Below are 11,964 nucleotides of genomic sequence, written 5' to 3'. Positions count from 1 at the left end.
GTTTGATGTCCATGGGGAACTATCTCCAGTTTTAGGGTGCACCAAGCCGCCCGCGAAACCGTTTCGGTCCGCCGGCGAGGGTGCCAAGATGGGAAATTTGCTAGTTCGGTTCGATGGTGACCACGGCGGGTCCGCCGGTGCGGGCGGCATCGGCCTTGGCACCGGTCTGCGAGGTAATGGCTCGCGAAACGCAGCAGTTCATCTTGCTCGACTGGCGTTTCTGCCGTTCGGAGTAGAACACGTCGCGGTGGTCAATCCGTCCGGTGATTTCGGTAATGCGCACCTCGCACAAACCGCATTCGCCCTTGCGGCAGTCGGACATCATGTCCGCACCGGCGTCCTCCAAGGCTTCGAGCATGGAGCGCCCTTGGGGAACGGTCACTTCCAGGTTCAGCTTGGGAACCCGGACAATGAATTCCTCCGGGTCGTACCAGCCCGAGTTGCCAAAGGTTTCATAGCGCAGCGCCGATGGATCCAGCTCGAGTTCTGCCCAGCTACGTCGAACTGCATCCATCAGCCGGATCGGCCCGCACATGTACAGTTCGGTTTCCTCGCCGGCACGTTCCAGCAGCTCGTTGACCGACAGGGACGTGCCTTCATCGTCCACGTGCACTTCCAGCCGAGAACCGTGTTCCGCCTCCAGCTGTGCCAAGTAGGCCATGGCCGAACGCTTGCGGCCGGCAAACACCAGTGTGTAGTCGGCATTCAAACGCTTGAGCACTGAAGCCATATTCGCCATGGCGGTAATGCCGACACCGCCAGCCAAGAGGATGTAGTGCTTGGCACCCACGCGCAGCGGGAAGTTCTGCAATGGCTGGGTGATCTGCAAACGGTCTCCCACTGCCAGCTCGTGCATATAGGTCGATCCTCCACGGGAGAGCGGAGCCTTGAGCACGCTGATCACCAGTGTTGTTCCGTCAGCGCTCGACTCGACCACAGAGTAGGAGCGCTTGGCATCCTCTGCGTTGATTTGCACCTTCAAATCTATGTGCGAGCCAGGCTCGGCTCGCTTTGGCAGCTGCGGGGCAAGCTCGATGCGCTTGATCCCATCGGCCACGTCTGCGATGCCGGTGACTTCTGCTTCCTGCCAGACTTCAATATTTGTCGCTGCCATTGCGTTGGCACCAACCTTTCAGTTTGAGCGCGGGAGCCGGCTAGACGCGGACGGACTGGTTGGCTTCGGCGGCGAGCATGCCGTCAAGAATGCGGCGAACCCACATGCCGCCGGCATCGATGTTCAGGTTGTAGAACTCGTAGTCCGGGTTGGCATCAATGGCTTTCTGCTGGGCCTTGAGCATCGCCTCGTCTTCGCCGAAGACCCCATGCACCCCATCACGCAACTGGGTGGTGATCAGCTGGCTGTCCAGGCAGTAGTTGCGCATGAACGCCCAGAAGTAATGCGAGGAACGATCAGTTTCCGGGGTGATCGTGTTCATGACGAATCCATTGACTCCTTGGCTGCGGTCGCCTTCAGGCGCGCCGGTTCCAGCCTTGGCTACGCCGACGTCAATGGTAATCGTTGCCGGCGCTTCGAAGTGGATGATCTGCCAGCGGTCCACCTTGCCTTCGAAACCCGGGAACTTGTCGCGCATGTTCTTCAGCCAGAATGGCGGTGCGTCGATATTGTGCATCCAGCGTGTGACGGTGACCTTGTTGCCTACATGAGTGGTGATGAATTCCGAGTCGCTCAGCTCATCTTGGCCGATCGAGGAGGAATGCACGAATTCCTCATGGGTCAGGTCCATCAGGTTGTCCAGGATCAGCTGGTAGTTGCAATCGGCGGCAATGGTCATGCCGTCGCCTGCCCATTGTTCGGAAGACATCTGGTGCATGTCCGGGACCAGCTCCGGGTCGGCCAAGGTGGGGTCGCCCATCCAGATCCAGACATAGCGGTAGCGCTCAACAATAGGGAAGGAAGGAACAGTAGCCGAAGGATTGATGGTTTCCTGGGCCGGCATCGAGACGCACCGGCCAGCGGAGTTGTAGACGATGCCGTGGTATGGGCACTGCAACCCGTCCTTTCCCACGGTCTTGCCCATGGATAGCGGAGCCAAGCGGTGCCAGCAGGAGTCAGCCAGTGCAACGGCCTTGCCATCTTCGGTGCGATACAGGGCAACCGGGCGCTTGGCAATGGTGCGCGACATCGGCTTGCGGGTGACCTCGTGATCCCAGGCGGCTACGTACCAGGCATTCAGCGGATGGTCCATGATCTTGGCGGTGGTGGTGCTCTTGGCGGCAACCTCGGTCATGACGGTCCTCTCGATTGCGGACCCGGCAGTGCTCGGCGATGGCGGATCCAATATGTGGTTTGCCCAAAGGCGGAATATGAGAAACTATCTATGCACATAGATAGTTCGCATGCCATTAGACTAGCTATATAGATAGTGATACGCAACACATTTCTGGAAAGGGGCGGTTTTGAGTCTTCGCAACGCGCTGCTTTCACTGCTGACAGTTGAACCAATGACCGGCTATGACCTGTACAAAGTCTTCGAATCGTCGGTCGGGCACGTCTGGCACGCCCCGGATTCGCAGATCTACCCCGAGCTGAAACGCATGGAATCCGAAGGTCTCATTGCAGGGCAGGATGTGCCTTGGGGTCCACGCGGAAAGAAACGGCAATACACCATCACCCGGGATGGCGTCACCCAATTCAAGGATTGGATGAACACGCCCCTGGAGTACGCACGCACCCGCGATCCCGCGCATCTCAAGGCTGCCTACCTGGAATGGGCGGAACCCGAGGCCGCGCGCGAGCAGATGCGCGGGCATATCGCTCATCACCGGTCATTGCTCAACCAATGGCAAGAACGCATCGCGGAATTGGAGCAAGGCAGCAACTCCATGCTCACCAAGCGCTTGAAGAACACGCCGCGCGAGGAGTGGGAAGCCACTGTTGCCTACAAACGATTCACCTATGAAGGCCTGATCGCCCGGGCAGAAGCTGAAATCCAGTGGGCTACGCGCGGGCTGGAACTCATCGACCTGCTGAACCCCTAGGCTGCCGGCCGGCGCAATAAAGCCGCCGACCCGGCACGGATCGGCGGCTCAGAGCGCTACTTGGGATTCGTCAAGAACTTCGTCTTGGCCTCTTCGGGGCGATGCCCTTGCTTGGCCTTCTGGATTTCCGCGTAGACATGGTGGCGAAGCTCGGTGAATCGCGGCAGCGACCGGGTTTCCAGCTGGTCGCGCTCCGCCGGCAGATCGATCAGGATATCCTCCTGCACCACGGTTGGCGAAGAAGACAAGATGATCACGCGCTGGCCCAGGTAGATCGACTCGTCGATGTCGTGGGTTACGAACAGCACGGTGACCCCCAGCTTCTTCCAGACATTGCGGATCAGGTCCTCGAGGTCTGCGCGGGTCTGCGCATCAACGGCCGCGAATGGCTCATCCATCAGCAATACCTCTGGCTGGTAGGCCACCGCGCGGGCGATCGCCACGCGCTGCTGCATGCCGCCGGAGAGCTGCCACGGGTAGGACTTGGGCACATGGCTCAGCCCCACGGCTTCCAGCGCATCGTCCACCAATTTCTTGCGTTCGGCCTTCGGGACGCCGGCGTTCTTCAGCGGCAGTTCGACATTGTCCGCCACGCGCAGCCACGGGAACAGCGACCGGCCGTATTCTTGGAAGACCACGGCCATTTTCTTCGGCGGTCCGGTGACTTTCTGCCCGTCCAGCAGCACCTCGCCGCTGGTGGCGCCCAGCAAGCCGGCAATGCACTTGAGCAATGTGGTCTTGCCCGAACCGGAAGGACCGACCAGGCACACCAGCTCGCCATGCCCCAGGTCAAAGGTGAGGTCCCGGACCGCTTCGATATCGCCGCCGTCGGTGTGGTAGACCTTCTTCAGCCCCCGGACCGAGAGCAGCGCTTCGCCTTCTGGCAGGGTGCGCCCGCCGGCGGTTCCATTCTGGCTAGACAGCATTTTCAACCTCTTTCAGACCGTTGTACCAGCGCAGGACGCGGCGTTCGATCCACTGGAATATAAATGACATGATGACCCCGATCAGGCCCAGCACCACGATGCCGGACCACATTTCCGGTACGGCGAAGGAACGCTGGAACTGGACGATCGCGAAGCCCAGCCCGGAGGAGGATGCGAACATCTCGGAGATGACCATAAGGATCAGCCCGATCGACAAGCACTGGCGGATGCCAGCCATGATGGTCGGGGTGGCGCTTGGCAGCACCTGGTAGCGAATCCGGGCTAAACCGCTGATGCCATAGGAGCGGCTGGTTTCGTTCTGCACCGGATCGATGGCGCGAACGCCCTCAATGGTGTTCAGCAGCACCGGCCAAATCGCGCCGGAGATGATCACCGCGATCTTCATGCCGTCGTTAATGCCAACCAAGAGCATCAGCACCGGAATCAGCACCGGCGGCGGCAAAGCACGGAAGAACTCGAACACCGGTTCGGTAATCGCCCGGGCGGTGCGGTTCATGCCGACGAGCAACCCGAGCAGCACACCGAGCACAATGGCCCCGAGCACGCCGAGAACCAGGCGCTGGACGCTTGGCAGGACGTCGGTGAACATGCGTTCGCCAACCCAGGTCTCGATGAAGGTCTTGCCCAAGTCTGCCGGGGTAGGAACGAAGAAGCTCGCTCCACCAAGGGTTGCCGCGACCCACCAGAGGATGAGCAGAACCGGCAATGCCAGAATGAAGGAAATCGACTTCAGGAGTTTCATGCGGCGTTCTCTCCCCGGACTGAGGCGTGCCAGGAAAGCACGCGCTTTTCGATGATGCGCATGCACAGGTTGATTGCCACGCCCAGCAGGCCGGTGGCAACAATCAGCGCGTACATTCCGGCGATTGCGCCGCCTGACTGCGCCAGCTGGATTTCCTTGCCCAGACCCGGTGCGCCGATGATCAGTTCCGCAGTAATCGCCAGGATCAGTGCCACGGCAGCGCCCAGCCGGATGCCAGTCATCAGGTAAGGGAGCATGGTCGGGAAGATGACGTCGCGGATGCGCTGGATCCGGGAGAATCCATAGGATCTCGCGGTCTGCATCGCCACATTATCCACGTCTGCAACTCCATAGAGCACCTGGATCAGCACCTGCCAGAAGCAGGCATAGATGATCAGCATCAGCGAGGATTCGATTTTCGTGCCGAACAAAAGCACCGCGAGCGGGATCAATGCCACCGACGGAATTGGACGCAGGAACTCGATGGTGGAGTTGGTCGCACGACGCAGGAAGCTCGACATGCCGATTACCAAGCCCAGTACCAGCGCCAGCAGCACCGCTGCGGCCAGGCCGATGAACCATGCCAGCATGGTTTCCCCCACCGCGACCCAGAAGGCGGTCAAGGCAAGATCAGCGAACAGCGTCATCAGCACTTCGGAGGCGGGCGGCAGGTAAGCCGCCTCGACAATTCCAAGAGCCGGGACCAGTTCCCAGATCCCCAGGAAGGTCACGATGCCAATCAATCCCCAAAAGCCATTGGGGAATTTCGAGCCCGATTTCCTGCGCTTGGCTTGGCGCGCCTCAGCCGGCGCTGTGCTAGTGATGGCACTCATGGCAGGAGCTTCTCCAGGTCGACTGGCTTGGACAGGGTGCCATAGCTCAGTGCCGCATCGCCGAGTTCTTGCACGGCCTCGCGGTTGAAGTCAGGGCGGAAGCGCGGCAGCACCATATCGGCGCGGACCTCCTCGCTGATCTTGGTGTAGGTTCCGACAACTTCGCGGACCTCGTCAGGGTTCTCCTGCGCATACTGAAGCGACTTGTCCATCGCCTTGGTGAACTTCTCGGTCACCTCGGGATTTTCCTGGGCGTACTGCGCAGAAGTGAAGTAGCCGGCAACATCCAGCTCCGGATCGAATTCGGCGAAGTTCGCAGAGAGCATTTTCGCTCCGGCGTCCAAGGCCGAACTCTGGAACGGCTCCAGGATCCAGGCGGCATCGACGATGCCGTTTTCCAGTGCAGCAGGAGCATCGGGGAAAGGAACCTCGACGAACTCGATGCTTGCCGGGTCTCCCCCGTCTTCTTCGACAATTGACTTGATGGTGGTATCGCCGATGTTCGACAGGTTATTGACCGAGACCTTCTTGCCGGCCAAGTCCTTGGGCGAAGAAATCTTGGAATCATTTTTGACCAGCACGGACCCGACGTCGGATTTCACATCACCTGTGGTGGAGATGCCATTGGCGACGAACTTCATGTCCAGTCCCTTGTCGTTGGCGACCATTACCGAGATCAGATTGGAGAAGGCGAAGTCATAGCTCCCGGATTGGATGCCCGGGACGATAGCCGAACCGCCAGTTGCGGTTTCGATTTCCAAGTCCAGGCCTTCTTCGGCGAAGAAGCCCTTGGATTCTCCCAGCCAGATTGGTGCGGTATCGACGATGGGGATTACCCCGACGGTGATTTTTTCCAGCGAGCCATCTGATCCTGCAGCATCTTCCCCGGCCGAGCCGCCGCTAGGCGAACCGGAGCTGCAGGCAGCAAGCGCGAGGACTGATAGCGAAGCGAGTGCGAGCTTGAGCGAGTGTTTCATGGCAACTACCCCCAATTGAGTGTCATTGCTGCTGCGGCGTCCGGAATCTGGAACCGCAGCAGCAATAGCGTGAAGTTGTGGAATTACTTGGCGATGAGGTTGTTCATGTCTGGGGCCTTCTCCAGGAATTCGAACTTGGCGGCCAGATCTCCGAGCTTTGCCAGTTCCTCAATTGGGGTTTCCGCTTCCCAGGTTTCCATGAGCAAGCCTTCGGCTACCTTGGCATCCATATTGATGAAGTCTGGCAACATGGCCCTGGCGGCATCCGGATCACTATCGGAGGCCGGCAGTACTTCCGCCATAGCTGCCTTCCACTTGGAAATGACTTCCGGATTCTCTTCAGCGAACTGGCCGCTGGTGAACGTCACCATGGTTGGCAGCCCCGGAATTGCTTCTTGGTTTGGATAGCCAAGCAGTTCGTTGTCCTTATCGCCCAAAGCACGCGAGAGGAACGGCTCTGGAAGCCAGACGGCGTCAACGTTGCCGCGATCCAGCTGCGCCTCCATGTCCGGGAAAGGCATTTCGCTGAACTTCAGGTCTTTCGGATTGGCTCCAGCCATTTCTGCGGATTCCATAATCGTCAGGTCGCCCTGGGTACGCAACGCGTTGACCGATGTGGTTTTTCCAGCCAGATCTTCCCAGCCGCCGATGCCCGAGTCCTTGCGCACAACTACTCCATTGACATCCTCCCCATCAGCCTTGGAAGCGGAATAGCCGGTGACGATCTTCATGTCCAGGCCTTTGTCCGCAGCGGTCATCACCGATAGCGGATTGCCCACGGCAATGGCCAATTCTCCGGTGGATACCGCTGGGAGCATCGCGGCACCGGCGTTGGAAGTGCTCAGTTCTACATCCAGGCCATGCTTTTCAAAGGTCCCGGCGTCGATACCCTGCTGCACTGCAACCGACGGTGCGATTGGCAGAATGCCTACGGTGATTTTGGTGAGCGAGCCATCCTCGGCGGCGGCGGATGTGCTTCCCTCTGATTCTGTCGAGCCGGACAGCGAACCTCCGCCACAGCCCACCAGGCCGAGTGACAGGACCGCTGCGCCTGCAAGCAGTGTAGACCAGCGCTTTTTCATATTTCCCCCTAGAAAGCCATTGCCGCAACCCCGAGTGGCGGGTCGAAGAAAGTGTGTGATTTGAACCACAATTCAAGACTAAGCCAACTATTGAGAATGTCAATGGTTGATTTTATGATGATTTATTCTCTGCGTATGGGCGGTATCTTGCACTTATGCGAACGTGAGGCCACGGAATCCGCCACGAAGCCGTGGAGCGCTCAGCTGAACTGCTTGCGCAAGTCGGCTTTGCGTATCTTGCCGCTTGCGGTGCGCGGCAACTCATCCAGGAAGACCGAGGTGCGCGGTATCTTGTAGCGCGCCAAGCGTCCGTCGAGATACGCCACAACATCCTCTTCGCCCAGAGATCTACCGGACTTCAGCACAATGACTGCACGCGGGACTTCGCCCCACTTCTCGTCAGGGACGCCAATCACTGCCACCGATTCAATTTCAGGTAGTCCCATAATGGCTTGCTCGACTTCGGCAGGATAGATGTTCTCCCCGCCGGAAATGATCATGTCCTTAAGCCTGTCCGAGATGAACAGGAAGCCTTCTTCATCCACGTGGCCGATATCCCCGGAACGGAACCAGCCAGATTCATGGAACGCCCCTGAGGTAGCCTCGGGACGGCCCCAATACTCCTTGATCACGTTGGGGCCGCTGATCAGGATCTCGCCAACCTCGCCGGCTGGCACCTCATTGCCCAGCGAGTCCGCGATGCGAATGTCGGTGAAGAAATGGGGCAGGCCGGCCGAACCCATTTTCGGTCGGGAGTACATTGCCTGGAGCATGGTGGCGCCGGGCGCAGTTTCGGTCAAGCCATAGCCGCCACTGAATCCGAGCCCACGCGCTTCATAGGCTTCAAGGACACGTAGCGGCACAGCGGAGCCTCCGCAGGTGAGCATCTCCAATGAAGACAAATCCGTTTCCTCCCATTTTTCATGCTCGGCTAGCAATTGGAAGGTCGTTGGGACGCCCGAGAGCTGGGTGACCTGGTAGCGCTCCACCGCATCCAGCACGGCAGCGGGATCAAAACGCTCCTGGAGGACCACTGTTCCTCCCTTGAGCAGCATCGGCAAGGCGCCCATGCCCAGCGCCGCTACATGGAAGAGCGGTGCAATGAGCAAAACAACAGATCTGCTGGTGACATCGTAGTCAACGATGACATTGTAGGAATTCCACGTCATGTTGGCATGCGTGAGCACCGCGCCCTTCGGCGTTCCGGTAGTGCCCGACGTATAGAGGATGATGGCTGGATCCTCTAACTCGACGGCGATATCGTCGTGACCGCTGCGCCCTGCCTGAAGGGCCCGTTCATAGGATGAGTCCGCGCACGGAACCGAAGCGACTTCCCAGGCGGTACTGACCGGGCTGCCTTCGATGGATGCATGCGCTTCGCTGGCGAAGTTCTCGACATAGATCAGCACCTCGCTGCCTGAATCGCGCAGCGCAAAGTTCAGTTCCCGCGGCGCCAGACGCACATTGAGCGGAACGAACAACGCCCCAAGCTGGGTAACGGCGAACATGGTTTCCAGGTACGCAGCATGGTTGGCGCCAAGGAACGCTACACGGCTACCGCGGGCGACTCCGCTGGCCGCCAAGGCACTGCTGAGCTTGTCGATGCGTTCTGCCAGCTGCGCGTAGCTCAAGCCGACTCCCGCATGAATCACCGCAACCTGCTGCGCGGATTTCATCCGACGCCGGTGAATCCAGTTGCCAAACCCCTTATTCAACATCTGCCACTCTTTTCATTAGGTCGTACGTTGCCGTTGCGGCTCTAGCTCAGCTGGCTCTTTACCTAGGCGTAGAAGCGGTAGAGGCCCCGGGAGACCACGGCCGGCTTCGTGCCGCCTTCGACTTCGATGACCTGGTCCACTGCAATCTGGTATCCGCCCTTGACCTCTTCCACCTCGGCGATAACCGCCTTCATGCGGATCTTGGAACCCACCGGTACGGGCGAAGGGAATCGAACTTTTTCCAGGCCGTAGTTCACCTTGGTCTTCACGCCGGTGACATCGAAAAGCTCGGTCCAGAACGCAATCTGCAGGCTCAAGGTAAGGTAGCCGTGGGCAATCGGGCCACCGAAAGGGCCCTCCTTGGCCTTCTGCGGATCGGTGTGGATCCACTGGTGATCATCAGTGGCGTCAGCGAAGGTGTTGATTTGTTCCTGTGTGACCACGCGGTATTCGCTGTAGCCCAGGTCCTTGCCCTGGGCGCTGGCGAGGTCTGCGTAATCCAAAACGGTTGGTGCCATGATATTTCTCCTCTAGATGGGTTCTTTGGTTGCTCGAGTTCGCGAATGCCGCTTTAGCGGAATGCGCTGACGCCGGTAATCGCGCGTCCGATAATCAGTGAATTGATCTCGTGTGTGCCTTCATACGAGTAGATCGCTTCGGCGTCGGCATGGTGGCGCGCTACGTTGTTCTCCAGCAAGATGCCATTGCCGCCGCAGACCTCTCGGGCGAGGGCTGCCGTTTCCCGTAGCATGCGTGCGGTGAACATTTTGGCCATGGCCGAGTTTTCATCGCGGTAGATGCCCGCTTCCTGCTGCTGGGTCAGCCGCACCACCAAAGCCAGGCTCGCGGTGGCGTTGGAGAGCATATGCGCCAGCTTTTCCTGGATCAGCTGGAATGAACCCAGCGGCTTGCCGAATTGGCTACGGCTGGCAACGTAGTCGCGAGCCGATTCGTACGCGCCGAAGCAAACGCCTGTGGCAATCCAGGCGACGTCTGAGCGCATGTTGCGCAGGCAGGCCGCTACGTCGGCAAAGGAGTTGATCTTGGCCAGTCGCCCGCTGGCTGGCACCCAGACATTCCCCAGCTCGATGTCGGCGTTCTGCATAATGCGCAGGCTGGTCTTTCCCGGAATTTTCCTGATTTCCATGCCCGGCGCGTCCGTTGGAACCAAGAAGCATTTGATCTGCGAATCGGCTGCGTCGCGGGCAAATACTGCCAGCACGTCCGCTTGGCTCGCGCCCCCGATCCAGCGCTTCTGCCCATTGATCACCCAGCCAGCCACACCATCGCGTTGCTCCTGCTTGGCCGAGGTGGCTAGCCCTCCGGCAATATCCGAACCGTGTTCTGGCTCGGTCAGGGCGAACACTCCCTTGCAGGCAAAAGATGTGATCCGCGGCTCAAGCACGGCTACCTGCTCCGCACTTCCACCCAGGTTGACGGTGGTCCGGAATAGGCCGGACTGCGCGTTGTAGTAAGTCGCTACGGAGGCATCCATGCGTCCCAGCTCGAAATTGCGGAAGCCCGAGTAAAGCGCGGAAGGCTTCTGGCCCGTGGCAAGCACTTCGGCCGGGTTCATCAGATCAGCATCGATCAGCGGTGCCACGATCTGTTCCGGGAATTCTCCGCGTTCCCAATAGTCATCGACTATCGGACCCACATGTTCTGCCAAAAGGGAACGCAAACGGTCCAGGGCCGCACGCTCAGCGTCGGTGAGCAGGTCCTTGAATCCATAGAAATCACTAGTTGCTGCCGGTTGGATCATTCTTCTATCCCCAACACGCGCAGTGCATTGCCCTTCAGGATTCCCGGTTTCACCGAGTCCTTCAACTCCAATTCTGCAAAGGCCCCCAGCCACTTCTCCGGGGTAATCAAGGGAAAGTCCGTGCCGAACAACAGCTTGCGCGACAGCACGTTATTGCCCATCTTCACCAAGGAGCTGGGGAAATACTTGGGGCTCCAACCGGATAAATCGATGTAGACATTGGCCTTGTGCGTGGCAATGGAGTTCGCTTCATCCTGCCATGGAACCGAGGGGTGAGCCATGATGATGACCAGGTTCGGGAAGTCCGCGGCCACATCGTCGAGCAGCAGCGGATTGGAGTAACGCAGCTTAATGCCCCGACCGCCAGGCAGCCCTGCTCCCATGCCGTTCTGCCCTGTGTGGAAAATGCATGGGAGGCCTAGCTCCTGGAGCTTTTCCCATAGCGGGTAGAACGCTTCATCGCTGGGATCGAATCCCTGGAGCGAGGGGTGGAATTTGAAGCCGCACACTCCGAGCTGTTCAGCCTGGTACTGCGCATCGCCGATGGCTTCGGCTCCTCGGCGGGGATCGACCGAGCCAAAGGGAATAAGCACGTCATTATTTCGGGCGCAGCCCTGGACCAAGTCCTCAATGGAGTTCGGATCATGCCCGAGCGCGGTGCGTGCATCAACGGTGAACACCACGGCAGCCATGTTCGACTCGCGATAAAGCTGCGCAATGCGATCAATGGAGGGTGTACGCTCCGATGATTTGAAATACGCTGCCGACGCTTCGAAAAGATCCTCCGGCATTGCCTTGTGGCCGCATTCGTCGACTTCAAGGTGCACATGCATGTCGATGGCTTCAAGCGAAGCGAAATCGATGCCCAGTTCATAACGCAAAGTCATAATGATTCCCCCAGTT

12 protein-coding genes are annotated in these 11,964 nt (G+C 59.1%); 1 reads left to right on the top strand and 11 read right to left on the bottom strand.

Annotated elements, in window-relative coordinates:
- Window positions 1-100: 100 nt before the first annotated feature.
- Window positions 101-1,114, bottom strand: a complete 1,014-nt coding sequence (locus tag ACIOU9_RS14595) for a PDR/VanB family oxidoreductase (RefSeq protein ID WP_133834395.1) — start codon at window positions 1,112-1,114, stop codon at window positions 101-103.
- 40 nt (window positions 1,115-1,154) lie between these two features.
- Window positions 1,155-2,249, bottom strand: coding sequence for a Rieske 2Fe-2S domain-containing protein (locus ACIOU9_RS14590; RefSeq protein ID WP_402697341.1), 1,095 nt, complete (start codon window positions 2,247-2,249; stop codon window positions 1,155-1,157).
- Window positions 2,250-2,418: 169 nt separating this feature from the next.
- Between ACIOU9_RS14590 and ACIOU9_RS14585 the strand changes: the two genes are divergently transcribed.
- Complete coding sequence (locus ACIOU9_RS14585) at window positions 2,419-3,000, top strand: PadR family transcriptional regulator (RefSeq protein WP_102598620.1); 582 nt, start codon at window positions 2,419-2,421, stop codon at window positions 2,998-3,000.
- A 56-nt stretch (window positions 3,001-3,056) separates the two neighbouring features.
- Here the strand turns inward: ACIOU9_RS14585 and ACIOU9_RS14580 are convergent, their stop codons facing one another.
- From ACIOU9_RS14580 to ACIOU9_RS14540, 9 genes are all read right to left on the bottom strand, one after another.
- Window positions 3,057-3,926, bottom strand: a complete 870-nt coding sequence (locus tag ACIOU9_RS14580; protein WP_102598621.1) for an ABC transporter ATP-binding protein — start codon at window positions 3,924-3,926, stop codon at window positions 3,057-3,059.
- Window positions 3,916-4,638: an ABC transporter permease gene (locus tag ACIOU9_RS14575; protein ID WP_402697430.1), complete on the bottom strand. Its 723-nt coding sequence runs from the start codon at window positions 4,636-4,638 to the stop codon at window positions 3,916-3,918. Before ACIOU9_RS14575 ends, ACIOU9_RS14580 begins: the two co-directional genes overlap by 11 nt.
- 47 nt (window positions 4,639-4,685) lie before the next feature.
- Window positions 4,686-5,522 (bottom strand): ABC transporter permease, encoded by an 837-nt coding sequence (locus tag ACIOU9_RS14570; RefSeq protein ID WP_133834394.1) that lies wholly within the window; start codon window positions 5,520-5,522, stop codon window positions 4,686-4,688.
- A complete protein-coding gene (locus ACIOU9_RS14565) occupies window positions 5,519-6,499 on the bottom strand; it encodes an ABC transporter substrate-binding protein (protein WP_133834393.1) in 981 nt (326 codons plus the stop codon). Before ACIOU9_RS14565 ends, ACIOU9_RS14570 begins: the two co-directional genes overlap by 4 nt.
- An 83-nt stretch (window positions 6,500-6,582) precedes the next feature.
- A complete protein-coding gene (locus tag ACIOU9_RS14560; protein ID WP_105662446.1) occupies window positions 6,583-7,581 on the bottom strand; it encodes an ABC transporter substrate-binding protein in 999 nt (332 codons plus the stop codon).
- Window positions 7,582-7,781: 200 nt separating this feature from the next.
- The gene (locus ACIOU9_RS14555) at window positions 7,782-9,299 is read right to left on the bottom strand and encodes a long-chain fatty acid--CoA ligase (protein ID WP_133834392.1); all 1,518 of its coding nucleotides are present in this window, start codon (window positions 9,297-9,299) and stop codon (window positions 7,782-7,784) included.
- A 62-nt stretch (window positions 9,300-9,361) separates the two neighbouring features.
- Complete coding sequence (locus ACIOU9_RS14550) at window positions 9,362-9,817, bottom strand: MaoC family dehydratase (RefSeq protein WP_105662444.1); 456 nt, start codon at window positions 9,815-9,817, stop codon at window positions 9,362-9,364.
- A 53-nt stretch (window positions 9,818-9,870) separates the two neighbouring features.
- Complete coding sequence (locus ACIOU9_RS14545) at window positions 9,871-11,061, bottom strand: acyl-CoA dehydrogenase family protein (protein WP_133834391.1); 1,191 nt, start codon at window positions 11,059-11,061, stop codon at window positions 9,871-9,873.
- Entirely contained in the window at window positions 11,058-11,948 is an 891-nt protein-coding gene (locus ACIOU9_RS14540; protein WP_332498993.1) for an amidohydrolase family protein, read from the bottom strand. The genes ACIOU9_RS14545 and ACIOU9_RS14540 overlap by 4 nt, the downstream gene beginning before the upstream one ends.
- Between the last annotated feature and the right edge of the window lie 16 nt (window positions 11,949-11,964).

Origin of the sequence: Glutamicibacter sp. NPDC087583, from assembly GCF_044743685.1 — a bacterium.
GTDB lineage: Bacteria > Actinomycetota > Actinomycetes > Actinomycetales > Micrococcaceae > Glutamicibacter.
Note: the sequence above shows the minus strand (reverse complement) of the source record. Positions and strands in the feature narration are given on the sequence as shown.